The sequence below is a fragment of the Empedobacter sp. UBA7620 genome, from assembly GCF_002484185.1.
GTDB classification, from domain to species: Bacteria; Bacteroidota; Bacteroidia; order Flavobacteriales; family Weeksellaceae; genus Empedobacter; species Empedobacter falsenii_C.
Genome location: NZ_DLJI01000039.1, coordinates 58,166 through 83,242, shown reverse-complemented (window position 1 = coordinate 83,242; position 25,077 = coordinate 58,166). Strand labels below are relative to the sequence as shown.

The 25,077-nt window shown below is 32.0% G+C and carries 23 protein-coding genes and 1 riboswitch; of the genes, 8 read left to right on the top strand and 15 right to left on the bottom strand.

What is annotated here, in order from left to right; genetic code table 11:
- Positions 1–22 precede the first annotated feature (22 nt).
- Positions 23–274, bottom strand: coding sequence for a TM2 domain-containing protein (locus B2217_RS09750; protein WP_125349960.1), 252 nt, complete (start codon positions 272–274; stop codon positions 23–25).
- A gap of 175 nt (positions 275–449) precedes the next feature.
- Positions 450–593: riboswitch (cobalamin riboswitch) on the top strand.
- A 34-nt stretch (positions 594–627) separates the two neighbouring features.
- Here B2217_RS09750 and B2217_RS09745 point away from each other — a divergent pair.
- Positions 628–2,436 (top strand): TonB-dependent receptor plug domain-containing protein, encoded by a 1,809-nt coding sequence (locus B2217_RS09745; protein ID WP_280045445.1) that lies wholly within the window; start codon positions 628–630, stop codon positions 2,434–2,436.
- A gap of 6 nt (positions 2,437–2,442) precedes the next feature.
- Positions 2,443–3,519 carry a DUF5074 domain-containing protein gene (locus B2217_RS09740; RefSeq protein WP_180905735.1) on the top strand — a complete coding sequence of 359 codons (1,077 nt, stop codon included), beginning with the start codon at positions 2,443–2,445 and terminating at the stop codon, positions 3,517–3,519.
- Between the two features lie 36 nt (positions 3,520–3,555).
- Here B2217_RS09740 and B2217_RS09735 read toward each other — a convergent pair whose 3' ends face one another.
- Positions 3,556–4,461 carry an EamA family transporter gene (locus B2217_RS09735; protein WP_291122445.1) on the bottom strand — a complete coding sequence of 302 codons (906 nt, stop codon included), beginning with the start codon at positions 4,459–4,461 and terminating at the stop codon, positions 3,556–3,558.
- 77 nt (positions 4,462–4,538) lie between these two features.
- Here B2217_RS09735 and B2217_RS09730 point away from each other — a divergent pair, with 77 nt between their 5' ends.
- Positions 4,539–4,979, top strand: a complete 441-nt coding sequence (locus B2217_RS09730) for a nucleoside deaminase (RefSeq protein ID WP_125349964.1) — start codon at positions 4,539–4,541, stop codon at positions 4,977–4,979.
- Here B2217_RS09730 and B2217_RS09725 read toward each other — a convergent pair whose 3' ends face one another.
- Positions 4,980–5,726 carry an alpha/beta fold hydrolase gene (locus tag B2217_RS09725; RefSeq protein ID WP_291122443.1) on the bottom strand — a complete coding sequence of 249 codons (747 nt, stop codon included), beginning with the start codon at positions 5,724–5,726 and terminating at the stop codon, positions 4,980–4,982. It lies immediately after the preceding gene.
- Between the two features lie 48 nt (positions 5,727–5,774).
- Here B2217_RS09725 and B2217_RS09720 point away from each other — a divergent pair, with 48 nt between their 5' ends.
- Positions 5,775–6,254 (top strand): hypothetical protein, encoded by a 480-nt coding sequence (locus B2217_RS09720; protein WP_152606175.1) that lies wholly within the window; start codon positions 5,775–5,777, stop codon positions 6,252–6,254.
- Positions 6,255–6,281: 27 nt separating this feature from the next.
- Positions 6,282–6,866 carry a hypothetical protein gene (locus B2217_RS09715; protein ID WP_038336769.1) on the top strand — a complete coding sequence of 195 codons (585 nt, stop codon included), beginning with the start codon at positions 6,282–6,284 and terminating at the stop codon, positions 6,864–6,866.
- 2 nt (positions 6,867–6,868) lie between these two features.
- Here B2217_RS09715 and B2217_RS09710 read toward each other — a convergent pair whose 3' ends face one another.
- Both B2217_RS09710 and B2217_RS09705 read right to left on the bottom strand, forming a co-directional pair.
- Positions 6,869–7,474, bottom strand: coding sequence for a hypothetical protein (locus tag B2217_RS09710; RefSeq protein WP_038336768.1), 606 nt, complete (start codon positions 7,472–7,474; stop codon positions 6,869–6,871).
- A 207-nt stretch (positions 7,475–7,681) separates the two neighbouring features.
- Positions 7,682–8,833, bottom strand: a complete 1,152-nt coding sequence (locus tag B2217_RS09705; RefSeq protein ID WP_038336767.1) for a cystathionine gamma-synthase — start codon at positions 8,831–8,833, stop codon at positions 7,682–7,684.
- A 128-nt stretch (positions 8,834–8,961) separates the two neighbouring features.
- On the opposite strand from B2217_RS09705, the gene B2217_RS09700 reads away from it, so the two are divergent.
- Positions 8,962–9,564 carry a hypothetical protein gene (locus B2217_RS09700; protein ID WP_038336766.1) on the top strand — a complete coding sequence of 201 codons (603 nt, stop codon included), beginning with the start codon at positions 8,962–8,964 and terminating at the stop codon, positions 9,562–9,564.
- An 18-nt stretch (positions 9,565–9,582) separates the two neighbouring features.
- On the opposite strand, the gene recO is transcribed toward B2217_RS09700, so the two are convergent.
- From recO to dprA, 3 genes are read right to left on the bottom strand one after another with little or no spacing between them, the layout of a single operon-like run.
- Positions 9,583–10,302 (bottom strand): DNA repair protein RecO, encoded by a 720-nt coding sequence (recO, locus tag B2217_RS09695; protein ID WP_038336765.1) that lies wholly within the window; start codon positions 10,300–10,302, stop codon positions 9,583–9,585.
- Positions 10,302–12,530 (bottom strand): two-component regulator propeller domain-containing protein, encoded by a 2,229-nt coding sequence (locus B2217_RS09690; RefSeq protein WP_291122439.1) that lies wholly within the window; start codon positions 12,528–12,530, stop codon positions 10,302–10,304. The genes recO and B2217_RS09690 overlap by 1 nt, the downstream gene beginning before the upstream one ends.
- A gap of 58 nt (positions 12,531–12,588) precedes the next feature.
- A complete protein-coding gene (gene dprA, locus B2217_RS09685) occupies positions 12,589–13,686 on the bottom strand; it encodes a DNA-processing protein DprA (RefSeq protein ID WP_291122437.1) in 1,098 nt (365 codons plus the stop codon).
- Positions 13,687–13,774: 88 nt separating this feature from the next.
- Here dprA and B2217_RS09680 point away from each other — a divergent pair, with 88 nt between their 5' ends.
- A complete protein-coding gene (locus B2217_RS09680) occupies positions 13,775–14,929 on the top strand; it encodes an SPOR domain-containing protein (protein WP_291122435.1) in 1,155 nt (384 codons plus the stop codon).
- A 79-nt stretch (positions 14,930–15,008) separates the two neighbouring features.
- Here the strand turns inward: B2217_RS09680 and B2217_RS09675 are convergent, their stop codons facing one another.
- From B2217_RS09675 to B2217_RS09660, 4 genes are all read right to left on the bottom strand, one after another.
- Positions 15,009–16,457, bottom strand: coding sequence for a TolC family protein (locus B2217_RS09675; RefSeq protein ID WP_291122433.1), 1,449 nt, complete (start codon positions 16,455–16,457; stop codon positions 15,009–15,011).
- A complete protein-coding gene (locus tag B2217_RS09670; RefSeq protein WP_291122431.1) occupies positions 16,450–19,617 on the bottom strand; it encodes an efflux RND transporter permease subunit in 3,168 nt (1,055 codons plus the stop codon). Before B2217_RS09670 ends, B2217_RS09675 begins: the two co-directional genes overlap by 8 nt.
- An 18-nt stretch (positions 19,618–19,635) precedes the next feature.
- Complete coding sequence (locus B2217_RS09665; RefSeq protein ID WP_291122429.1) at positions 19,636–20,718, bottom strand: efflux RND transporter periplasmic adaptor subunit; 1,083 nt, start codon at positions 20,716–20,718, stop codon at positions 19,636–19,638.
- 156 nt (positions 20,719–20,874) lie between these two features.
- Entirely contained in the window at positions 20,875–21,270 is a 396-nt protein-coding gene (locus B2217_RS09660; RefSeq protein ID WP_125349977.1) for a hypothetical protein, read from the bottom strand.
- Between the two features lie 180 nt (positions 21,271–21,450).
- Between B2217_RS09660 and B2217_RS09655 the strand changes: the two genes are divergently transcribed.
- Positions 21,451–21,972: an acyl-CoA thioesterase gene (locus B2217_RS09655; protein WP_219034046.1), complete on the top strand. Its 522-nt coding sequence runs from the start codon at positions 21,451–21,453 to the stop codon at positions 21,970–21,972.
- Positions 21,973–22,020: 48 nt separating this feature from the next.
- Here the strand turns inward: B2217_RS09655 and B2217_RS09650 are convergent, their stop codons facing one another.
- The 3 genes from B2217_RS09650 to B2217_RS09640 are packed head-to-tail and all read right to left on the bottom strand — an operon-like array spanning position 22,021 to position 25,068.
- Positions 22,021–22,416, bottom strand: a complete 396-nt coding sequence (locus B2217_RS09650) for an acyl-CoA thioesterase (protein WP_038336752.1) — start codon at positions 22,414–22,416, stop codon at positions 22,021–22,023.
- The gene (locus B2217_RS09645) at positions 22,397–23,401 is read right to left on the bottom strand and encodes a Gfo/Idh/MocA family protein (protein WP_291122427.1); all 1,005 of its coding nucleotides are present in this window, start codon (positions 23,399–23,401) and stop codon (positions 22,397–22,399) included. The genes B2217_RS09650 and B2217_RS09645 overlap by 20 nt, the downstream gene beginning before the upstream one ends.
- A gap of 5 nt (positions 23,402–23,406) precedes the next feature.
- Positions 23,407–25,068, bottom strand: coding sequence for a DUF6909 family protein (locus B2217_RS09640; protein WP_038336750.1), 1,662 nt, complete (start codon positions 25,066–25,068; stop codon positions 23,407–23,409).
- Positions 25,069–25,077: the final 9 nt, after the last annotated feature.

The following is a 25,077-nucleotide window of genomic DNA, read 5'->3' as shown; positions in this document are numbered from 1 at the left end:
AAAAAAGAATGTAATCTCTATTTTAGAACCAGCCTTTGTGACCTTTTACATAAGTTTCATCAAACTCTTCATCAGATTTTGTTAAATACATAATTCCTTCGATTAATCCAATAAGTCCTCCTGCTCCACATGTCACAAGACCAATAATTAATTGAATAACACCTTCTTTAGTGTAGCCTAAATAAAATTTGTGAACTCCTAAAGTTCCTAATACTATCGCTAAAATTCCGGCAATAAGTTTTTTCTCTGATTTGTACGGTTGATTGTTTTCCATAATTTTTAAAGTTTAACTAAATAATTGTTTTTGTTGGTTACAAATTTAATTTGTCCATCTTTCTTAAAAATCACTAGATATAATGATTTTGAATATTGTACAAATAAAATAAATCTGATCTTAATTTAAGGTTAACGATTTAACAATCTACTTTTTATAAAATCAATTGCTTTTCTTTACATTTGCATAAAATGGTGCTCAACGAGTGAGTTAAAAGGGAATTTGGTTCAATTCCAAAACTGTCCCCGCAACTGTAAATTCTAACATACTTTTTGTAAAAAGAATAAGTCAGGAAACCTGCCATTGCTAACAAATTAATAGAAAATGTTTTCGGAGGAAAAACAGATTTTAATATGAAAAAACTTTTTCTTTGTTTTAATCTTATCGCTGGAATTGCTTTTGCACAGACGGATACCATCAATTTGAAACCTTTGATTTTGAACGATGCTTTTCTTAAAAATCATTACAAATCTCAAAGTATTATCAAACTTAATGATAGTATTTTAGAGCAAAATCCTAATCAACTGACGCAAGTTTTACAAGAGCAAACGCCAATTTATTTTAAAGAAAATGGACGAGGAATGGTTTCTTCACCTTCGTTTCGAGGAACTTTAGCTTCGCACACAGCCGTAATTTGGAACGGAATTAATGTCAATTCGCAAACAACAGGACAAACGGATTTTAATTTATTTGCAAGTAATTCGTTTGACGGAATTTTAGTGAAACCAGGAGGCGGAAGTATTGCGTATGGAACAGGTTCTATCGGCGGTACAATTCATTTGTTGAATAAATTTGAGTATGACAAAGGTTTACAGCAAAAAATAAATTTAGGATACGGAAGTTACGATACATGGTCGGGAAAATATCAGTTGAAATATAGTACAGAAAAATTTAGTTCTTCAATCGATTACGAACGAAATCAATCTGATAATGATTATAAAATTCCGAATCACATGAAGAAGAATTTGAATGGAAAATATTATTTCAATACAATTAATGGAAATTTTGGTTATAAAATCGATCCTAAAAATGAATTGAAACTTTATTCGATGTTCAATTTTGGAAAGCGTGAATTTCCTTTGGTTGACATTGGTTCAACGCCTTCTGGATACGAAAATCAGGATTACCGTTTGATGACAGAATGGAATTTCAATCCAAATGAAAAGTGGCAATCGCAGTTAAAATTAGCTTATATCCGAGAAGAAAGCAATTATTTCAACAATATTCACAAATCTTATTCGGACGATTTACAGGTTGATAATTATATTTTAAAATATTATCTGAATCATCAAATCACGAATAATTTTGAACTTTCACTTTTATCGGAAGCTAATTATAATCAAGGAAGTGGAAATAATTTGACCAAAAGTGATCAAAATTCTATCAATTTTGCCTTAATCGCGAAGCATAAATTATCAGATGTTTTGGAATACGAAGCGAGTATTCGCCAAGATTTTTCTGATACATACCAAAATCCATTTATTTATTCATTAGGTTTTAATTATCGTCCAATATATTCGTATCAATTAAGAGGAAATGTTTCGAAAAATTTCAGAAATCCAACGTACAATGATTTGTTTTGGAAAACTGGTGGAAACCCAGATTTGAAATCAGAATCAGCTTATCAATTTGAATTAGGAAATGATTTTATCAGCAAAAATTTAAACATTCAAACCAATATTTTTTATAATAAGTTGAGTGATATGATTCAATGGATTCCGAGCTCGCAAAACAGTTCTTATTGGGTTCCTATGAACATCAACAAAGCAGAAACCTATGGTTTTGAAATGATTGGGAATTACAAATGGAATACGTTTAGTTTCAATACAACTTATGCATACACCAAAACAAAAGATAAATTTAAAAATAAGGAATTGATGTATTCGCCAAATCATAAATGGACGGCGAGCGCACAATACACTTACAAACGTTTATCTGCTTTTGTACAAAATATTTATACAAGTAAAGTTTTTACCGATTCGGAAGAAGAAAGAACACTTGACGGATTTTGGCTAACGAATTTAGGTTTAAATTATACGATTTCACGACTTTATAGCGTTTCTATGAGAGTGAATAATGTGTTTAACCAGGAATATCAAACGCAAGAAAATCGTTGGCAACCAGGCACAAATTATAACATACAAATACAAATAAAATTTTAAAAAACTATGACTAAATTTAAATCAATCGCACTTATAGCTTTGGCTGGAGTCTTTTTACAATCTTGTTCAAATGACGATGATGGACCAAACAATGATCCAGAAAATGGAAACTATTCGAAAGGAGTTTTTATTTTGAATGAAGGAGGTTTCAATTCAGCTAACGCAGAAATCACTTATTTTGATCCAACAAAAGATGTAAGTACAACAAATCCTATTCAAGAAATTTTCAAGACTGCGAACGCTGGTGCGCAATTGGGTTCTGTAGGACAAAGCATGTATTTCAAAGGAAATAAGGCTTATATTGTTCTTAATGTTTCTAATAAAGTAGAAGTTGTTGACAACACAACTTTCAAAAAAATTAGTACAATTCCATCATCAGATAATATGAGCAACCCTCGTTATATCGTTTCTGATGATCAATTTTTGTATATCTCAAACTGGGGAGATCCTAATGTTACGACAGACGATTTTATTGCAAAATACAAAATCAGCGATTTAACATTTGTAGAAAAATATAAAGTAGATGAAGGTCCAGAAAAAATGATTCTTGACAATAACAAACTTTATGTTGCACAAAAAGGTGGCTGGGGAACAGGTAAAACAGTTACAATTATTGACCTTAAAACAAATGATAAAAAAAGTATAAATGTTGGTGATGTTCCGACAGATTTAACAATTCAAAACGGAAATTTATTTGTGCTTTCTCAAGGTGTTAATTGGGGAACTACTACAAAAGGAAAATTGGTTCGTTATAATTTAACTTCAGAAGATAAATTAGAAATGAATTTTCCTGATGGACAACATCCTAATTTCTTAGTTGCGGAGAATAGTAAATTGTATTACATCGTTAATAATTCTGTTTATTCTATGGCTACAAATGCAACAGCTTTGCCTACAAAAGCAGATTACATAACAGGTGCTGATAGTGTATATGGTTTCTATGTAAAAGGTGATACTTTTTATGTTTTAGACGCAAAAGATTACAATTCTAATGGACGATTATTAATTCAGAATGCACAAGGAGGTCTTAAAAATCCAGCAATTACAACTGGAGTTTCACCAAATTCTGTTTACATCAAATAATATTTCCTGAAAAATCAACATAAAAAAATCTGAAGTTTAGACTTCAGATTTTTTTATGTGTTTTATTTTGAAAATTGTTTGTGAATTAAATACTACAATCGCGAGCAAAATCAAACTATAACCGATCATTTGCATTGGTGAAACAGCTTCTTTGTAATAGAAAATTGCCAAAACAAAATTCATAATTGGATTCAAATAAATTAAAATTCCAACGGTTGAAGAATCAATTCCTTTTAAAGCAAAATTGTTTAAGAACATTGGAATAATAGTGAACAAAACCACAATCATCATGATACATTGATAAAAAATTGTTTCGGTTGGAATTGGTCCTGAGAACATGAAAACCAATGGTAACATCAAAATAGCTACGATTAGTAATTGTGTCATCAACAAATTGAAACTATCAAAAACATTCAAACTTCTCTGAATGATGATATACAGCGCAAATGTACATGCGACAATCAAACTATAAACCAAGTCTACAAGATGACCTATAGAAAGAACCAAACATGCTAAAAGACTAATACCAACTGCTATCCATTTTATTTTGGTTAAATGTTCTTTCAGAATAATGAAAGCCAAAACGGTTGTAATAATCGGACAAACCAAGTACGATAGCGACGCGGCTTGCACACTAATATGATTCATGACAATAATAAACATCAACCAATTTGTCATCAAAATCAACGATCCGCCAACAATTAAACTTCCTAATTTTTTCTGTTTCTTTTTATCAAATGATTTGAATAAATCAAAATCAGCTTTCATCTTATTGCGTCGAAATCCAAGATTAATTACCACTAAAAAGAAAACCGAAACGTACAATCTAAAAAATAGAATATCCAAAGGTGGATAACCTGCGATTGGTTTCAATCCGAAACTGAAAAATCCCCACATAAAGTAGGTTACAATGGCTGCAATGATATATTTTGATTGATTCATAAAAGAGGCATCAATTTGTACAAATGTATCGAATATCCAATTTGGAAATGATTATTTTTGCCTTAAATTTTATAGAAATGGAAAATCTTTTTACAGACGAATATTTTATGCGAATAGCCTTTAACGAAGCGATTACAGCTTTCGAGCGAGACGAAATTCCAGTTGGAGCTGTGATTGTTTGTAACAACAAAATTATCGCGAAAGCACATAATTTAACCGAAACGTTGACTGATGTTACCGCGCATGCTGAAATGCAAGCCATTACGTCTGCAGCAAATTATTTGGGTGGAAAATACTTACAAGATTGCACATTGTATGTAACCTTAGAACCTTGTGTGATGTGCGGCGGAGCGTTGTATTGGAGCCAAATCTCGAAAGTGGTTTATGGTGCTTCGGATGAAAAACGTGGTTTTAAAGCAAAAATTGGCGAGTTACATCCAAAAACTGAAATTGTTTCGGGAATTATGGAAGATGAATGTGGTCTATTGATGAAAGATTTTTTTCAACGCAAGCGTTAATTAAATTGATTTCAAAATCGATAAAACCTCGTCATAATTTTCTATAAAAGCCATGTGTCCACCATCAAATTTATACAAATGAATATGAGGCAAATCTGGAATTAAGGTTAAAAATAATTCAGGATTAACCGTTTCATCATTCAGTCCAACAATGATATAAATTCCACCTTTGAAATCATACAAAATCGACGAACGATCTGGACGCTCTCGCATTCCTTTCAAAGCTGCACAAACGCCTTCGATTGGCGTTTTTAAAGCAATTTCTTTTACAAATTTCAACTCATCTTTGAATTGATCACGATGATGAGCCGCAAATAAAGTTGGCATACTAAAACTCACCAACGCATTGAAATTTTTACGAGCTGTTTCACACGCTTTCAAACGTTGATTTTTCTTCGCTTCATCATCTGGCAAAGTCGAAGAGTTAATCAAAACAATATTTTCTACACGCTCTGGAAAAAGATCAGCCAACGCACACACCACATAACCACCCATCGAATGTCCAACAAAAGTTGCTTTTTCTAGATTTAATTCATCCAAAACCGCAATCACTTTTTCAGCCATTTCTTCCATCGTATTCACCTCTTGCGAATTTTCCGAATTTCCATGCCCAGGCAAATCAATTGTAATAATTTGCGCTTCTTTCTCAAGATTTTGTCGTAAATTATTCCAAATTAAATGACTCTCTAAGAAACCGTGTAAAAACACCAAGGGTTTACCGTTTCCTGTATTTTCGTAAAACAACATATAGTTTGGTTCAAAATTTGTAATTAACTAAGGCACAAATTTACAATAATGAAAAAATATAGACCCATTATTATCCTCTCAATAGCTATTGGTGCTATTATCATTTATTGTATGACTAGTAATCAAACAATATCAATAGGAGAAACGACTCAAAAAGTAGTTAAAAAAGATTCTTCTATGCAGGAAATTGCTTTTGCTTCTCCAAAGATTATGAATAATTCTGAATTGACATTAATTCATGGAAAAGGCGAATTTGAGATTGAAAAAGAAGCGAAAGAACAACAAACTTTTAGTTTTAGGAATGATTCTTCTTCCTCTGTTTTTATTCAAATTATTCCTAAAAATAAACTCGGAAACATCAGAATTAATCAACTTATCTCTCCAAATAACGAGAAAGATGGTCCTTTTGGACGAGAAATCAATTATGATTTAACCGAAAAAGGCTTGTATCAAATCCGAATTGGAGAAAGTTTGATGCAAGGTGATCCATTTGAAGGAAAATATACCTTGAAATTGCAGTTAAAATAGTTACTTTTACAGCAGAATTTTTCTGTTATGAAATGGACTTTTATCGCTTTTATTACATTGATTACACTTTATAGTTGCGAAGATAAATCTACGCCAACCATTTATCCAAGCAAGATTGGAGTTGATTCTGCGTACAAAGATTTGGTAAAAAAATATAAGCCAACAACAGAAGATGTAATGAAAGAAGAAGTGGTAAAAACGGCTTCTCCTCAGAAGAAAGTTGTGACAAAACCTCAACAAAAAGTTGTATCTAACGCAGATAAAATTATTCCGTTAAGTGCTAATAACACAACCGAAAATCTGGAAGTAAGTTATGCAAAAGCTAAAGCAGAACCAACTAAAATATCAGGACAAACAAATACATTTACCTTTAATGCAGATTCTGCTAAAAAAGTTTGGATCAAAATTTCTGCGCAAGATTCTACAGCAAATATCAGAATTAATCACATCAAAGGACCTGTGGATTCTATAAAAGGTGGACCATTTGGCAAAGAAACCATCTTCGAATTACCTGCGCGTGGCGTGTATCAATTCTCGATTTCGGAAAAACCAACAAACTCAAAACCATACGCTGGGAAATATAAAGTGGAATTGAAATTATTGTGGAAATAAATCTATTTGTAGTAGATTTTGTAGTTTAAAGCATAATTACCAAATAATTCTTGTTTACGAAACCCTGAATTTCGATTATCATTGTAATGAACAAAAACATCTGATTTTTTGGACGTATTTATCAAATCAAAATAGCCATTTCCTTCAGGGCAAAAAGGATTTTCGTAAGAAGTTTCTAAACCAATAGAATAATTTTTCACCTCTGAAGGTTTCAATTTTAAATGAATAGGAAAAATATATTTTCCTTGATAATCTTTATCCACCTCAAACCATTTTTCATCGATCAAACTTTGTTTATCATTAATAGATTTTAGAATTATTGGTTTGAAATAATAATATTCGTTGCAATAATTTTTCTTCTTCACTTTTGATTCGAACAAAATTTCAATGGCAACAATTTCAATTTCTTTCTCGTTTGGAAGTAATAAATTTGAGAATATCTTCAATCCATAACTTGTATTATCCGTTAATCTTTCAACTTTTTTAAACTTTGGACGAAATTGTTTGTAATTAGAATAATTCATAACCTCAACTTGATTGAGATTAATCGTATCTAACTTTTGAGCAAAGCTTAACGTAGAAAGTAAAAAGAGAATTAGAAATTTCATGGGATAAATATATTGTTTTTTTGTCAAGCTATACTTTTCTGATGTGATCCTGAAACGAGTTCAGGATGACTCTTAGATTCCTCCATTCGTCGGAATGACATTTTTCAACTGTAATTCTGAATGAAACTTCAGTAAAATGAAGAATCTTTAAATCAAAAACAGCCCAAATCATTTGATTTGGGCTGTTTTATTCTTATAATTATTCGATTAAATCAAGTTCAAAACTTGTTCTAAATCTTCTAATAAATCGTCGATGTCTTCGATACCAACAGACAAACGAATTAAATCATCTGTAATACCAATTTCAGCACGTTTTTCTGCAGGAATAGACGCATGCGTCATCGTAGCTGGATGATTTGCTAATGATTCAACTCCACCTAAAGATTCAGCTAAAGTGAAAACTTTTAAGTTTTCTAAAATTTTGAAAGCATCTTCTTTTTTCCCAGAAGTTAATGTAAACGTAACCATTCCTCCGAAATCTTTCATTTGCTTTTTCGCAATTTCGTGTTGCGGATGATTTTCCAAACCTGGATAATACGTGTGCGCAACTTTTGGATGAGCCTCTAAAAACTGAGCGATTTTCATTCCGTTTGAACAGTGACGATCCATACGAACAGCCAAAGTTTTGATTCCACGTAAAACTAAGTAAGAATCTTGTGGTCCTAAAATTCCTCCTGTTGCAAATAAATTGAAGTGAACATCTGTTGCCAATTGTTCCGAATTAACCACAATTGCTCCCGCTACTAAATCAGAGTGACCTCCTAAATATTTCGTAGCCGAATGCATCACGATATCTGCTCCCAACTCAATTGGACGTTGTAAATATGGCGACGCAAATGTATTATCAACAGCGACTAAAATATCTGCTTTTTTTGCTTTTACAGCATCATTTACAGCTTTGATATCAACCACTTTCATCAATGGATTTGTAGGTGTTTCAACCCAAACCATTTTTGTGTTTTCATTGATTAAAGCGACAACAGCCTCAACATTTGTCATATCTACGAAATGGAATTTCAAACCAAATTTTTCATAAACACGTGTAAACAAACGATAAGAACCTCCATATAAATCGTCCATCGCGATGATTTCATCACCTGGTTTGAATAATTTTAATACACCATCGATTGCAGCTAAACCAGAACCAAATGCAAAACCTGCAACTCCACCTTCGATAGATGCTAATGCATTTTCTAAAGCAGTTCTTGTTGGATTTGCACCACGAGAATATTCGTATCCTTTGTAATCTCCTGGTGATCTTTGCGCGAATGTTGATGTTTGGTAAATTGGAGTCATTACGGCTCCTGTTGAAGGGTCGTGTTGTTGACCTCCGTGTATAGCTTTTGTATTGAATTTCATTGTGAATGCTTTTAACTATAGCAAATATATGGAGTTTTATTTATTCTTTGTTTTAAAGATTTGTTAGAATTTATCGGGAGATTTTTGTAAATTATATTAGTTTTAATTTACAATATTAAATTTAGTTTATGTTAAAAAAAATCCTATTTCTTTTCATCGGAATGTTAATCATTAATTCATGTACTCCATTATATAATAAAAAATATCTAATAAAAGGTGATTACCCTAAAATCACAAATAATATTGAAACAAATGGATATTATTACAGACAATATAAAAAAGATGGTGGAATAACAATGTTAGTCTTACTTAATAATGGAATTGCTCATATACCAAATACCGGTTACGGAATAAATGACTGTGGAAGTCCAGTTGATTTGGAGTGCGATATTAGAATAAAAGAAGAGCAATTAGTAAAATTTAGCAATATGAAAATTGATACTGACAAGCAAAGTAATGCTAATATCTTTTTATGGAATTGGGGTAAATATGAAATAAAAAATGATACGATTACTATACAGTGGTTTTATAATATACATGGAAGACTTTTTTTAGCTCAAGAAAAAGGAAAAATTATTAATTCTAAATCTATTCATTTTTTTAATAGTAAAAGTTATTATTCAAAAAAATCACAATCAGGTAAATCTATTAATAATTTATATGAATTTAAACCTTTTGACATAAGCGTTTTGTATAAAAAAATACCGAAAAGATTAATAGATAAAAAGTAAAAAAATTTTCTTAATATTCTAACTAAACAATTCGTGTAAAACTTGTAATGATTTAGGCTTTTTGAAATTATTGGTGTGAATTTGATAATACTTCACTAAAATTTCGAGTAAAAGAGAACGTTGCGATTGATTGAATGTATTTTTTGAATCTTCGGAAAAATGTAATTCTAACAATTTTTTGAACAAAACAGTTTCATCTGCCTTCAACATATTGATAGATGAATTCGAATTCGTAAAAAACCCATTTTCTAAATCGAATAGATTTCCGTCAATTTCTAAATTTGGATAAAAACCAAGAAAATGTGATAATTGAATCAAAAAAATCAAATGAAAATCTGCAAAATCGTCTTTCTTTTGATCAAATTCTTTTAGCGAATGTTCGATGTAAAAATATAATTCAGGATTATCTGATTCTTCTTTTAAAACTAAGTTTAAGATTTCAGCTAAGAAAAAAACAATAGCTGATTTTATAGGATGAAAATGCAACGATTCGTAATAATGCGACGTCTGAGCTGATTTTAAGAAAACCAATTGTTGTTCATTTGATTTCGGTTGAAAACTCAAATCTATTTCTGCTAGCGGAAAATACAACGAAGTATTTCGTTTTTTTTTGGAGAAAACTCCTTTTGCTATAAACGATTTTAAGCCAAAATCTTGTGTATAACAACGAATAATTAAACTCGTGTCACCATATTTTAAGCTCGAAAGTACAATGGCTTTGGTTTCTAAAATTTTCATTAACGGACAACTGCAATTTTCAATGTTTTGGTTTCTGTACCATCTGCATTTGTCATCAAAACTAAGTAAATTCCAGAAGCTACTGGCTTTCCTTTTGCATTATTTGTATTCCATTCTACAATTCCTCCTTCGGCTTTTTTCTCAAAAAGTAAATTTCCGACAATATCTGTAATCTTAACTAACGCACGATTTGGAAGATTTTTTATCGTAACATTACCTTTATATTCTGATCGATATGGATTTGGATAAGCGATTGCATCGCTAAAATCATTGGCTTCTGTCGACACATCTCCATTATACGAAACTACACCTTTTTCTGTTGCAAAAAATACTTTTCCTGTCGACTCATCAATCGAAACATCATACACAACATCCGAAGGTAAAGGCGAGTTTTTAGATGTAAAATGTAACTTCGTCGATTCTCCACTATCCGAAACATAATAGACTCCTGCACCATTTGTAGCAATCCATTTATTGTTTGCATTATCTACTTTTATCGCGTAAATTCCAACATCTGTTAACAACGCCTCTGGAATTCCATCTTGAATAATCACAATTGGTTCTGCGACAATATTATTAGAACTTACAGCATTATCAGCTCCGTACAAAACGACTAAACCTTGTTCTGTCCCAATCCATAAATTATTTGATTTGTCATTTGCAACAGTCAGAACATTATTAATTGGTAGCTTATTTGAAGTTGTCATTGTTGTTACAATTTCATATTTTTTGTCTAAAACTGTAACCCCACCTCCTTGTCTACCACTTGCATAATAGGTATAAACATCAGAAAAATCAGGAGAAAGTGCTACTATTGGAGACGTTTTATCAACATCATAACTTTTCCAAGTACCATTTGCATTTCTCTCTACATAATATACAGACTGATAATCAGGCGATTTACCATCAGGATATGAAGCTCCAATATGTAAATTTCCTAACTTATCATAAGCCAAGCCCGAAATTCTAGAACTTGGAAACTGATCGTTAATAATTTTCTTAGGTATTAAATCTACATCAAATTCTAATAAATCAGTTCTTCCATTTTTATCACGTCCATATTTATTAAATGATGAAACTATAAATGTATTTTTATCTTTATCTGGATGAGGAGCGATTCTTAAAACATCTCGAATATCAAAAATATCTTTTGAACGAAAGTTATTCCATTTTTTAGTGTCATAATAAAAAAATCCATCATTATTTTCTAATACGTTTGAATAACTTTCTGTTCCTCCAGGTGCAATCCAAACTTTTCCACTTTTTGTCGTTACAGACCAAGCTTTATTGGTAAAAGGTCCATCAGGATAATATTCTTTATGATTAGATAAATTAATAATTCCATGATTTACAGATCCTCCAAAATAAATATTGTTAATAAAAATTCCAGAATTGAAATTTATTTCATTTCCATCTTCATCAATTATAGGATAATCTAGTCCATTCAAAATAGAAACTTGATTGTTTTGAGTAACAATTAATTGTCCATTAGATGATTTTAAATTAAGAATTGTATTATAAGAACCCACTGAAGAGCCATTTAAAGTTTTCAATTCATTGTTTATCGAATAATAAATCTGATTTTCAAACAATTCTATATTGGTAACATTTTGATTAAATGTTGGCTGTATCCACGAATTAATATTTGGATTATTTAATTTCTTTGAAGTTAATTCACTTGAATAAATTCCGTTTGAAGTTGCGATATATAGTTTATTATTCAAAATTGCTGCATCATTTACTACAGCTGTATTTGTGCGCGTTGTTTCTTTAAATTCTTCCTCTTTTAGATCATAAGAAACAATTCCAAAAGCTCCAGAAATAAACGCAATTCCATCGTTTATAAAAATATGATTGACTTTTTTATCTCCCGAAAAACCATTCCATTTGATATCCAAAACCATTGTCGATTCTCCAGATTTCAGCAAATCTAAACCTCCATTTTCATAACCAACTAAAAACGAATCAGAATCTTTGTCATAAGCCATTGCAGAAACCCCAACATTGTTCAAGAAATTGGTTTTATTTAGCTTAATCCAATCACTTGTTGGATTTTGAGGATTGAACAAGAAAATTCCGTTTTCAGTTCCACAATAAATCACACCATTTACTTCTTCCAACAATTTCACATTATTGTAAGAAAAAAGATCAGCCCAACGCACTTTATCATTTTGAGCGTTTAAACTTGTGAAAATCATGGTGATGAAAATGAACAATTTTGTCTTCATAATGCACAAAAATACTGTAATTTATAACAAAATAACTTGCTAAAAATTGTATTACTTGTTACAATAAATCATAAAATTTGCCTGGAAGCGTCGAAATTATTTGCTTTAATTCCAAATCTAATAAGGTTGGCATCAATTCGTAGGATTTCAAATTTAAGTCAAAAGACATTTTATCAATATGTTGTTTTCCGTTGGTTTTGAGATAATTTACAATTAAATTTTCATCATCAGAAAACTCAATAAACAAATCTATTTGCTTTGGTTTCTTCTTCGAATTGAAATTAAAATAGTCAATAATATCTTTCGAATTTTCGACCAAATAAGCTTGATGAGATTTTATCAAATAATTACACCCAATACTCAACGCATCCGTTGATTTCCCTGGCAAAGCAAACACTTCTCGATTATATTCATTTGCAAATTTTGCAGTCACCAAACTTCCACCTTTAAAAGCAGATTCTACCACAATTGTAACATCTGATAAGCCTGCAATAATCCGATTTCGTTGCAAAAAAGCTTCAGGTGTAGCAATTTTAAAACTTGGTTGCTCCGTTATCCAACCTCCTTTTTGTAAAATTTCAATCGCAATTTTTTTGTGAGTAGCAGGATAAATTCGTTCAAAATTTGTTCCCATTACCGACCATGTTGCAACATTATTTTTGAGCGCATTTGTATGTGCTTCTATATCGCAACCGTACGCTAATCCACTAACAATTGTAACATCAAAATCTGCTAAACCTTCGATTAATTCAGTAATAAAATTTCGTCCATAATTAGTCATTTTTCGCGTACCAACAATCGAAATCTTTTTGTTATTGAATTGATTAAATTCTAAACTTCCTTTACAAAAAATCACCAAAGGTGCATCAATACATTCTTTTAAGAATTGTGGATAAGCTTCATCATAAAAAGTTAAAATATTGATTTGATTATTTTTACAATATTCTATTTCGTTAAAAGCTAAATCTAACCATTTTTTATTTCCAAAATCTTTGCTTATTTGCTGTCCAATTCCCGAAATTTGCATCAAATATTTTGGTTTACAATTCCAAGCAGCCTCTGCCGAACCAAAAAATTGAATAATTTTTCGAGCCGAGATATCGCCAATTCCTTTCTGGAAAGAAAGTGCTAAAATATATGGTAAATCGGTTTTCATTTTGTTAAATTATTAATATTAAACCAACTAAATAGAATTTTAAGTATTTATTTTTTGCTAAATCTAAAAAAAATGTTAATTTCGTAGTATGAGGTTAGAAGAGCATATTAGTCAATTATTATTTCAGCACGATTGTGTAATCGTTCCAAACTTTGGTGCGTTTATCTCAAACACTGCTAATGTGGCGTTTGACGAGAAAACAAACACATTTATTTCGCCAAGAAAAGAGCTTTCTTTCAATACAACTTTAACAAAAAGTGATGGTGTTTTGGTGAATAAAATTGTAGAAGATGAGCCGATGTCTTTTGAAAATGCGCAAACATTTTTGAATGAACAAGTTTATTTTTGGCAAGAACATTTGAAAAATGGAAAAGTTTTAACCTTACAAAATATCGGATCATTACAATTTAATGACGCTGGAAAAATTGACTTCAAACCAGAAAATGCTCAAAATTATTTCATCGCCGCTTACGGTCTTTCAAATTTACAAGCCAATTACATTTTAGATTCGTCTAAAACTAAAACCTCTAACAAACACATGTCAAAATTTTTAGCCGCAGCCTCATTAATTCCCATTATTGTTGGTGGCTTCCTATATTTTAATACGCCGCAACCCGTGCAAGAATTCGTAACGGAGCAATGGAGCGGTTTGGTTTTACCAATGATTGGTAAAGATGATGCAACCAAAACTGAAAAACCTACAGTGCAATACGATGTGTATAATATGCCACAAACGATTGCTGAACCTTCTTTGGTTGAATATCAAATTGCCGAAACCGTAACGAAAACAGATACAATTGAAACGCCTAAAAAAGTTGAAATTACAGTTGTAAAAGAAACAAAACTGAATGAAACTGAAAAGGAAATTACGGCAATTGTAAAGGAAAAACCTTCGACAAAAGAAGTTGTAAAAACAGAAACGAAAAAATTAACGAAAGTTGAAGCTCCTAAAACAGCTGAAAAGAAAGTTGAGGACAAAAAAGAAATTACAACTAAAACAACTGCAAAATCTACCAATAAAAAATATCAAGTAATTGCGGCTTCGCTAAAACGTCAAGAAGATGCTGATCGTTTGGTTGGAGAATTGAAAAAACAAGGTTACAAAGATGCAGGAGTTTCTTATGTAAAAGGTCGCTATTATTATGTTACATATAGCATCTTCAATAACATAGAAGACGCGCAAAAATATATGAATGATGTGAATAAAAAGTCTCCTGGAACTTGGGTTAGAACTGAAAATTAATTCATCATTTCAATACAATATAAATCGAAATAAGCTGCCTAAAAGGCAGCTTATTTCTTTGTTAGAATGAATATGAAAACTACTTCCAGCCTCCGCCTAAACTTTTGTAAATAGCGACAACTGTACTTAATTGTTTTTCTTTTGTTTCGATTAATTCCATTTTTGCATCCAATAAATCACGTTGAGTTGTTAACACTTCTAAATAATCTGCGCGATTATTTTTGAACAACTGATTCGCAATATCAATAGATTCTACAAGTGCTTTCGCTTGTTTGTCTTTGTAAGAATAACTTTGTTCTAAATTATAAATCTTCGACATTTGATTTGATACTTCTAAATAAGCATTTAAAATTGTTTTATCATATTCGTACAACGCTTGTATTTGACGAGCATTTGCAGTATTGAACTCCGCTTTTATCGCACTTTTATTAATTAAAGGCGCAGCTAATTCTCCTGCCAATGAATACAAAATTGACTCTGGCATTTTTACCAAATAAGAAGGTTTGAACGCATTTAATCCTAAAGCCGCAGAAATATTAAGTGACGGATAAAACTCTGCACGAGCCACTTTTACATTCAATGCAGAAGCTTTCAATTCTAATTCTGCTTGTTTGATATCAGGACGATTTGATAATAATTCAGAAGGAATTCCTGCATGCATTGTTTGCGGAATCAAATCCATAAAAGACGAACCATCACGTTTTATCGTTTGCGGATATCTTCCCAATAATGCATTAATTCTATTCTCAGTTTCTGTAATATCTTGTTTAATATTAAACTCTTCACTTTCAGATTTTAATAATTCTGCTTCAAATTTCTTCACCGCTAATTCAGTTTCACGCGCTGCTTCTTTCTGAATTTTTACCACACGCAGTGATTCTTTTTGCAACTCAATATTTCGATGAATTAAATCTAATTGACTATCCAAAGACAGTAATTCATAATAAGACGAAGCGATTTCAGAAATTAAATTTGTCAAAACAAAATTCTTTCCTTCCACCGTTGATAAATATCGCGCAATCGAAGCATCTTTCGAATTACGTAATTTTTTCCAAATATCAACTTCCCAATCAGCACTCAACCCAATCGCATAATCCATCAAAGGATCAGGCATTTCTTTCCCGGGTTTTATCTCAGTCGAAGCATCACCAGCACCTTGACTTGTATAACGACCAACTTTCTCAACTCCAATTCCTGCATTTGCTGAAACAGTTGGCGATAATTTTCCGTTTTTGTACAACACTTCATTTTTAGAAATCTCAATTTCTTGAAGTGTAATCATCAATTCTTGGTTATTTTTTAACGCTTCTTCAATCAAAACGACCAAATTTGGATCAGTAAAAAATTGTTTCCAAGGCGTTAACCCAGAACTTGGTGTATTATCATTTTGAACATTCTGATAAGCTTCTGGAATTTTTGGTGCTTGATGATTTTCAATCTCTTTGCTTACCGCAGGAGCTTTACAGCTCCAAATCATTGTTCCAAAAAGACTTATTGCAATTATATTTTTTAAACTATTTTTATTCATCTTCCGTGATTTCTTCTGTTAAAGGATTTTCATCTTCGTATTTCACCAATTGCATTTTATCCGCCAAAGCGCCAAACGCAACATACAAACCAGGCACAATAAACAACCCGAAAATAGTTCCGAACAACATTCCGCCTGCAGCAGCAGTACCAATTGTTCTATTTCCTACTGCTCCCGGACCAGAAGCAATAACCAACGGAATAAGACCTGCAATAAACGCAAATGATGTCATCAAAATTGGACGGAAACGAACACCCGCACCTTCAATCGCTGATTTTACAATTGATAAACCTTCGTTATGTTTTTGTACTGCAAACTCAATAATCAACACCGCATTTTTACCGAGAAGTCCAATCAACATCACCATTGCAACTTGTGCATAAATATTATTTTCTAATCCTAATAATTTCAAGAAGAAAAATGCTCCGAAAATCCCTGTTGGTAGTGAAATGATAACTGGTAAAGGCAAAATAAAACTTTCGTATTGTGCTGCTAAAATCATGTAAACGAAAATTAAACAAATGGCGAAAATAATCACCGCTTCATTTCCACGAGAAACCTCATCTTTCGAGATTCCTGCCCAATCAATTCCAAAGCCGCGAGGCAATGTATTTTTAGCTACTTCATTAATCGCTGCAATCGCTTGTCCACTACTATAACCTGGTGCTGGCGTACCACTAATTTCTGCTGCATTATACATATTGTGACGCGTAATTTCTGATAATCCATATACTTTTTCAATTTTCATGAAAGCTGAATATGGAACCATTTCACCTTGATCATTTTTCACATACAATTTCAATAAATCTTCTGGTAACGCACGATATTCTGGCGAAGCTTGTACCATCACTTTATAAGGTCGGTCAAATTTGATGAAACTTGTTTCGTAATTAGAACCAACTAATGTTGATAAATTATCCATCGCATTTTCGATCGAAACTCCTTTTTGTTCGGCAATATCATTGTCAATTTTCAAGACATATTGAGGGAAAGAAGCACTATAAAATGTAAATACAGAACTCAATTCTGGACGACGAGTTAATTCTTTTACAAAATCACGGCTCACTTCTTCCATTTTATGATAATCTCCACTACCCGCTTTATCTAACAATCTCAACTCGAAACCTCCTGCAGCACCATATCCAGGAACAGATGGTGGTTGAAAATATTCGATATTTGCACCATTAATATTCCCAGTTTTTTCTTCTAATTCTTTGATGATTTCTTCAGCAGATTTAGAACGTTCGTCCCAACTTTTCAAGTTAATCAAACAAGTTCCAGAGTTTGCTCCTGTTCCTTCTGTCAAAATCTCATAACCAGCCAAAGATGAAACTGATGAAACGCCATCAATTCCTTCCGCTATTTTTTGTAATTTTTGAGAAACTTCATTTGTTCTTTCTAACGTAGAACCTGAAGGTGTTTGAATAATCGCATAAAACATTCCTTGATCTTCGTTTGGAATAAATCCAGAAGGCAAACTATTATTCAAAAAGAAAACTCCAGCACAAAATGCTAGTAAAAATCCGAATGTAACAGTGCGTTTGTTAACTGTTTTGGTTAAAACTTTTTCATATTTAAAAGATCCTTTGTTGAACAAATTATTAAACTTCAACAAAAATTTATTTAGCATCGTTTTCTTTCTTGGTTGATTATGATTATTTTTCAAAATCATTGCACACAAAGCTGGTGTAAGCGTTAAGGCAACAATTCCTGATAAAATAATTGATGTCGCCATCGTAATCGAAAATTGACGATAAAAAATACCAACAGGGCCAGACATAAACGCAACTGGGATAAACACGGCTGCCATTACAAATGTTATTGCGATAATTGCTCCACTAATTTCACGCATTGCTTCTTCCGTCGCTCGTAAAGGCGAAAGATTTTTCTCTTCCATCTTCGCGTGAACAGCCTCTATCACCACAATCGCATCATCGACAACAACTCCAATCGCCATAACTAAAGCAAAGAGAGAAATCAAGTTTAATGTAATTCCAAAGAAACTCATTAAAGCAAAAGTTCCTATCAAAGAAACAGGAACCGCCAACGCAGGAATTAATGTAGAACGCCAGTCACCTAAGAATAAAAACACAACAATCCCAACTAAAACGAAAGCTTCAAAAAGTGTATGTACCACTTTTTCCATTGAAGCATCTAAGAATTTCGAAACGTCATATGAAATCTCGTAATCCATTCCTTTTGGCAAATTATTTTCTTTCAAATCTGCCATTAATGCTTTGATGTTTTTGATGACTTCACTCGCATTACTTCCGTACGATTGTTTTATCACAATTGCGGCAGAAGGTTTTCCGTTCAGTGTTGAGTAAATATCATACATCGAACTTCCGAATTCTATATTAGCAACATCTTTTAAACGCAATATTTCTCCATCAGGATTTGCTCTTAAAATGATATTTCCATATTGTTCTTTTGTGTTATATCGACCTGAATATTTTAACACATATTCGAATGTTTCTGAACGTTTTCCTGAACTTTCTCCAGTTTTCCCAGGCGAAGCTTCAATACTTTGTTCATCCAATGCTTTCATAACATCATCCGCAGAAATATTATACGCTTGCATACGATCTGGTTTCAACCATACACGCATCGCATATTCTCTGTTTCCTAAAATATCTGCATCTCCAACCCCATTAATACGTTTTAACTCAGATAAAATATTGATATCTGCATAATTATATAAAAATTGTTGATCAGCTTTTGGATCATTACTGTACAAGTTAATGTACATCAACATGTTTGATTCTTCGCGTGTGATTTTTACACCTTCGCGAACTACCAAAGGCGGAAGTTTATTTACAACCGAAGAAACACGGTTTTGCACATTTACAGCTGCAATATTGGGATCAGTTCCTAAATCAAAAATCACTTGAATAGACGCTTCACCATCATTCCCAGCATCAGATGTAATATATTTCATTCCAGGAACACCATTTAGTGCACGTTCTAATGGAATTACAACCGATTTGATTAATAATTCATTATTCGCACCGGGATATTCCGCTGTAATATTCACCTTTGGAGGCGAAATTGAAGGAAATTGCGTTACGGGTAATTTGACTAATGATAGAATTCCTAAGAAAACTATAATCAACGAAATGACAATCGAAAGAACGGGTCTTCGAATAAATTTATCAAACATAACTTTGAATTTTTTAGATTAGTTTGATTTTAATTTTAACGATGAAAGAACTTTTCTTGGTGCAATAAATTTCGTTTTGATTTTATCATCATCTTTCACTTTCTGAACACCCTCTAACAAAATATTATCTTTCTCCGAAAGTCCGCTTTCTACTACATAAACATCAGGCATTTCTAGACCAATCGTGATATTTCGCGATTTCACAACACCATTTTTATCGACTACAAAAACATAGGTTTTATCTTGAATTTCGTAAGTTGCTTTTTGTGGAATTAATAAAGCATCATGTAACGGAACTGTCATTTTTACTTTTCCTGTTTCACCATTTCTCAACAAATGATTTGGATTTGCAAAACGCGCACGAAACGCAATATTTCCTGTTTCGTTGTTAAATTCTCCTTCTATCGTTTCTACCAAACCTTTTTCTGGTAAAGGTTTATTATTCGCCATAATCAAAGAAACTTGTTTACTCGCTCTGTCTTGAATATTTGTTTGATAATCTAAATATTCAGGTTCAGAAACGTTGAAATAAGCAAACATTGATGAGTTATCAGATAAATTTGTTAATAACATTCCTTCGTCAATCAAGCTTCCCAATTTCATAGGAATTCTATCAATAACACCAGAAAATGGTGCACGAATATCTGTAAATGATAAATGTAATTGAGCCAATTGCATTTCTGCTTTCGATTTTTCTAATCGTGCTTGCGCAATGGCTTTTTCGTTCTTAGAAACGACATTATTATCAGCCAAAGTTGCTGAATTTTGTAATTCAATTTGTGCCTCTTTTACCTCAGCTTTCGATTTTAAATATTCGGCTTGATACATCGAAGGCATAATGCGAAACAACAATTGACCAGCTTGTACATGTTGACCTTCATCCACAAAAACTTTTTGCAAATAACCTTTTTCTTGCGCACGAATTTCGATGTTTCGTACCGATTGAATTTGGGCTACATAATCCTTATCTACAATCGTATCCATTTTGATTGGCGTTGTGATTGGATAATCTTTCACTTCTTCTTTTTCCTGTTTTTTTGATGAACAACTTGTTGTCAACAATACAGTACTTAGAGCTACAAATAATGCGCCTCTTTTCATAATTCTTCTAACTATTAAATGTAAAATTTGATGAAATGGATTTCTTGGCAGAAGTAGTTTTACCAAAAAATATTACATACAAAAATTGGTTAACATTCAGCTATTCATGAACTGAACACTAATTTTTGGTGTAATTTTAAAAATTTAAGAAATCAATCAAATTCTGATTGTACGTAACAAAATGTACTTACAACTCGAAAATTTGATGGTTTTATTGTAGAAGATGTGCTTCTTTCTTAAACCTTGAATCATAAAGTTTAAAACCAGAACAACACTTAATAGTTTGATACAAGTTTCTAAATCGATTTTGTTTGATGTCTGAAAATCATCATCAATCGTTTCGATACTTGGATTAAATTCTTGAAATTGATTTGAATTTGAAGTTTTAGAAAATTTAGTTTCAACAATTTTACTTGCGTGATAAATATGTGTATTATCGTTAACAACTGTCTGCGAAGTTAAATTTCCTTGAAAATGTTGAGTACCCGCAAACACTTTAGTTTCCGCAAAAAATAGCAGAAATAAAGCAGACAGCAAGTATGTGATAAACATTTTCATAATTCTGTTCAAATGTAAGACTTGAAATAATACAATAATCTATATTAACATTTTTTAACTATAAAATTTTATTGATTTAATAAAAAACTCAATTACAAATACTTAACACAACGATAATAACTGTTTCAAAACTCGAATATTTTGTTGAAATTTGCACCCAACAAACAAAAGTTTATGGCGAAAGCAAAAACAGCAAAAGAGTCGTTAGCAGTAATGACAAACTTGGTTTTACCGAATGAAACCAACAACTTAGGAAACATGTTCGGAGGCGAATTATTGGCTTCTATGGACAGAATTTCTTCTATTTCTGCGAAAATGCATGGTGGAAGTTTTTTGGTTGTAACAGCAAGTGTCAATCACGTTGCGTTTAACATTCCGATTCCGATGGGAAGTACAGTGAAGTTAGAATCTAAAGTAACTCGCGCATTCAAATCATCGATGGAAGTGTATGTTGATGTCTATGTTTACGATTACGAAAATTGTGTTTATAACCAAACAAATAGCGGTATTTATACATTTGTAGCCGTTGATAATGATAATAAACCTGTTCAAGTCCCTGAATTAATTCCAGAATCTGAACAAGAAATCGAGCGTTATGAAGCTGCTTTGCGTCGTAAACAATTAAGTTTGATTTTGGCTGGCAGAATGAATCCTGCTGATGCACACGAATTAAAATCGTTGTTTATTACAGAATAAAATAAAAAAGTCGAAACAATGTTTCGACTTTTTTATTGATATAATTTTTTAACCTTTTCCAGCTAAACGATCCACCACATATTCTATTTGTGTTTTCCCGTGTGGTTTTGGTTTTCCTTCTGCATCTAAATTTACCATCGTAATTCGATCGACTGTAATAATGGTTTCATGCGTCATTTTGTTACGTACTTCGCATTGTAAAACCAATGAAGTTGTTCCAAATTTCACCACTTCAATTCCAATTTCTACAATATCACCTTCACGAGCCGAAGCCATAAAGTTGATTTCCGACATATATTTGGTCACAACATGCGAATTTTCTAATTGCACAATGCTATACAACGCCGCTTCTTCATCAATCCAAGCCAAAAGCTTTCCTCCAAAAAGTGTTTTGTTTGGGTTAAGATCTTCTGGTTTTACCCATTTACGAGTGTGAAATTTCATAGTTTTCTATTTTAAGTTCTTGCTTATTTTCTGTTGCCAAATGATTCGCATCCGAAATAAACTTGACTAAATTTACAGCATATTTTCCATCTAACAAAGATTCATTATGACGGATTAACGCGTCAGAAATTTCGGCAATGGCGTTAGGATGAAAATTCTTTTGTTCAGTAGAAATTTTGTTTGAACAACACACATTTTTTAAATCAGAATAAATCATTTGATTAAGATATTGATCTCCAATCTTAATTGTTCCTTTCTCCGCAATAAGCGTGATATTACTTTCGAAATTTTTATTGAAAACTGATGTTGTATAAATCATATGTCCGATTGCTCCATCAGCAGTAAAATCAACACAACCCGAATCATCAAATTCTGTCACTTCTTGATGCGTAAAATTGAAACTTTTTGAATTTGTACAAATTACCTCATCAAACCAAAAATTCATGATATCAACAAAATGTGAAAATTGAGTAAATAAAACACCTCCGTCCATTTCTTGGTTTCCGTGCCATTCACGCAACTTATAATAATTCTTATTACGATTCCAATAGCAATTAATATTCACCATGAAAACTTTTCCTAACGAATTATTGTCAATCAAATTCTTTACATATTGCACAACTGGAGAAAAACGAAGTTGCATCGACGTAAAAACTCTAAGATTTTTCTCTTCCGCAACTTTCAATATTTCTTTTGCATCTTCTACTGTTAATGCAATTGGTTTTTCAATCAAAACATTTTTCCCAGCTTTTAAACAACGAATCGCATGTTCGCGGTGTAAACCATTTGGCGTAGCAATCACAACAACATCCGTTTCTTGATCTTCATTCAGAAAACTTTCAAGTGTTGAATAACCTTTGAAAGGCAAATCTTCTGGTAAATTGAAATCAATCACCGAAATTAATTGCGCGTTTTCCGTTTCCTCTATCGCTTGTTGATGTACACGTCCAATATGACCGTAGCCTAAAATGGAAAAATTCTTCATTGAATTTATTTAATAATTTTTTCTAATATCTTTTGTGTGATTAGATATGTTGGTTTTACACCTGTTAATCCTAAACCACCAGAAGCCAATGTACTTCCTGTTTCTAACGGATTATCTGAAGCGTAATATGCATACATTACTTTGACATCTCTATCAATATGATGTCTAATTTTTGATGCAACCTGAATTGCTTTTTGGTAATGCGCACCTTCCATTTCTAATCCAATCGCTTGGAAAGACGAATTTTTGAAATATTCTAAAACGTCTTTATTTTGCAACGATGTTCCTAAAACCGAAATCATTGGTCCTTCGTAAACACCTAAACCTTGACCTTCGAAATCTGCAGCAGTTAATTCGTTATCAAAAACATAATTATCTGTAGTTCCTTCGAAAACATGCGCTGTAGCAATCATAATATCACCTTTATTTCCTTCTAAAATTCCGGCTTTACCCATAATCGCAACAGATTTTACATTCATTTTGAATTTTACATCTCCAACTTTGTATGGTTTCAACAACTCATCCATCGCTTCAAATGCTTGCTCACCAAAAGCATAATCCATCACAATAATCACCTCATTGTTCTTATCTTTTGCATAAGAAAACGCAGAATTGGCAATGTTTACTTTCGATAAATCAATAATTTGAACATCGATATTTGTTCCTGATTGATCTTTGATATAAACTAAACCATTTTGTTGAGTGTATTCATTTAACGAATCGCGCAACATTTTGTTGTTTGCCGCACTCAAATCTTCGTAAATTTCTACTCCATCATTTTTGTATTTTCTTTTCAATCCATCATATGCATACAACATGTTCGAAACACTGTGCATATTAGCAGAAATGATATGAATGTTTTTATCTTGAAGATTATTTTCGAATAATACACGTTTGATTTCATTCGCCCATTTTTCTCCAATCATATGGTGACCTATCGATTCACGTAAAGTTGATGTAAATGTAATTTCACGTTTCTTAGTTCCGATACGATCTTGTTGACTTGTGTAACCCATCCAATAAACTACACGGAAAAAATAATCTTTATCGTCTGCTTTACTGAAATAATGATGAATTTCTTGTGTTTCTTCAAACGTTCTTCCTAAAATAGTTGATAAATGCATCAAAGCAACTTCACGTTCTTTTCGAGAAATTTCAACTTCATTGAATACAACATTTTCAATAAATTCCCACGCTCTACTTTTAGAAAGTGTTTCGTTACTGAATGCTCTATTTCTGATTTTATCCGCCTCATTGTATAAAAACGTTAAGTGCGTCAACACATCATAAATATCAGAACGACCGCGAGAAATTTCGATATTCATTTGATCATCATCAATTCTATAACAAAAACGACGACGTTTTGCAGGAATAATTGGCGTGAAAATAGAACGATCATAGCCTTCGTCAGATGTAAAAGACACATAAGGCGTTTCTACGATTCCTTCTGGTAAACGATCTAAAACATACATTAATCCACTTAATTCTACTTTGTTTGGATCTGTCATTGATCCGTAGATTTCTGGATTAATTTCGAATAATAAATTTCTTAATATTTTTCCAGGTGCACCAGATGGACGGTACACTCCTCTATGAAATAAATGACGCATAGAGATATATAATCTTTCAATAGCGTCAGTAGATCTTCTTGCTCTTGTTATTGACATAATAATTTT

What these genes read in the sequence shown, in the direction of transcription:
- B2217_RS09750 (WP_125349960.1), bottom strand. Translation starts at nt 274, where the DNA reads ATGGAAAACAATCAACCGTACAAATCAGAGAAAAAACTTATTGCCGGA.
- B2217_RS09745 (WP_280045445.1), top strand. Translation starts at nt 628, where the DNA reads ATGAAAAAACTTTTTCTTTGTTTTAATCTTATCGCTGGAATTGCTTTT.
- B2217_RS09740 (WP_180905735.1), top strand. Translation starts at nt 2,443, where the DNA reads ATGACTAAATTTAAATCAATCGCACTTATAGCTTTGGCTGGAGTCTTT.
- B2217_RS09735 (WP_291122445.1), bottom strand. Translation starts at nt 4,461, where the DNA reads ATGAATCAATCAAAATATATCATTGCAGCCATTGTAACCTACTTTATG.
- B2217_RS09730 (WP_125349964.1), top strand. Translation starts at nt 4,539, where the DNA reads ATGGAAAATCTTTTTACAGACGAATATTTTATGCGAATAGCCTTTAAC.
- B2217_RS09725 (WP_291122443.1), bottom strand. Translation starts at nt 5,726, where the DNA reads ATGTTGTTTTACGAAAATACAGGAAACGGTAAACCCTTGGTGTTTTTA.
- B2217_RS09720 (WP_152606175.1), top strand. Translation starts at nt 5,775, where the DNA reads ATGAAAAAATATAGACCCATTATTATCCTCTCAATAGCTATTGGTGCT.
- B2217_RS09715 (WP_038336769.1), top strand. Translation starts at nt 6,282, where the DNA reads ATGAAATGGACTTTTATCGCTTTTATTACATTGATTACACTTTATAGT.
- B2217_RS09710 (WP_038336768.1), bottom strand. Translation starts at nt 7,474, where the DNA reads ATGAAATTTCTAATTCTCTTTTTACTTTCTACGTTAAGCTTTGCTCAA.
- B2217_RS09705 (WP_038336767.1), bottom strand. Translation starts at nt 8,833, where the DNA reads ATGAAATTCAATACAAAAGCTATACACGGAGGTCAACAACACGACCCT.
- B2217_RS09700 (WP_038336766.1), top strand. Translation starts at nt 8,962, where the DNA reads ATGTTAAAAAAAATCCTATTTCTTTTCATCGGAATGTTAATCATTAAT.
- recO (WP_038336765.1), bottom strand. Translation starts at nt 10,302, where the DNA reads ATGAAAATTTTAGAAACCAAAGCCATTGTACTTTCGAGCTTAAAATAT.
- B2217_RS09690 (WP_291122439.1), bottom strand. Translation starts at nt 12,530, where the DNA reads ATGAAGACAAAATTGTTCATTTTCATCACCATGATTTTCACAAGTTTA.
- dprA (WP_291122437.1), bottom strand. Translation starts at nt 13,686, where the DNA reads ATGAAAACCGATTTACCATATATTTTAGCACTTTCTTTCCAGAAAGGA.
- B2217_RS09680 (WP_291122435.1), top strand. Translation starts at nt 13,775, where the DNA reads ATGAGGTTAGAAGAGCATATTAGTCAATTATTATTTCAGCACGATTGT.
- B2217_RS09675 (WP_291122433.1), bottom strand. Translation starts at nt 16,457, where the DNA reads ATGAATAAAAATAGTTTAAAAAATATAATTGCAATAAGTCTTTTTGGA.
- B2217_RS09670 (WP_291122431.1), bottom strand. Translation starts at nt 19,617, where the DNA reads ATGTTTGATAAATTTATTCGAAGACCCGTTCTTTCGATTGTCATTTCG.
- B2217_RS09665 (WP_291122429.1), bottom strand. Translation starts at nt 20,718, where the DNA reads ATGAAAAGAGGCGCATTATTTGTAGCTCTAAGTACTGTATTGTTGACA.
- B2217_RS09660 (WP_125349977.1), bottom strand. Translation starts at nt 21,270, where the DNA reads ATGTTTATCACATACTTGCTGTCTGCTTTATTTCTGCTATTTTTTGCG.
- B2217_RS09655 (WP_219034046.1), top strand. Translation starts at nt 21,451, where the DNA reads ATGGCGAAAGCAAAAACAGCAAAAGAGTCGTTAGCAGTAATGACAAAC.
- B2217_RS09650 (WP_038336752.1), bottom strand. Translation starts at nt 22,416, where the DNA reads ATGAAATTTCACACTCGTAAATGGGTAAAACCAGAAGATCTTAACCCA.
- B2217_RS09645 (WP_291122427.1), bottom strand. Translation starts at nt 23,401, where the DNA reads ATGAAGAATTTTTCCATTTTAGGCTACGGTCATATTGGACGTGTACAT.
- B2217_RS09640 (WP_038336750.1), bottom strand. Translation starts at nt 25,068, where the DNA reads ATGTCAATAACAAGAGCAAGAAGATCTACTGACGCTATTGAAAGATTA.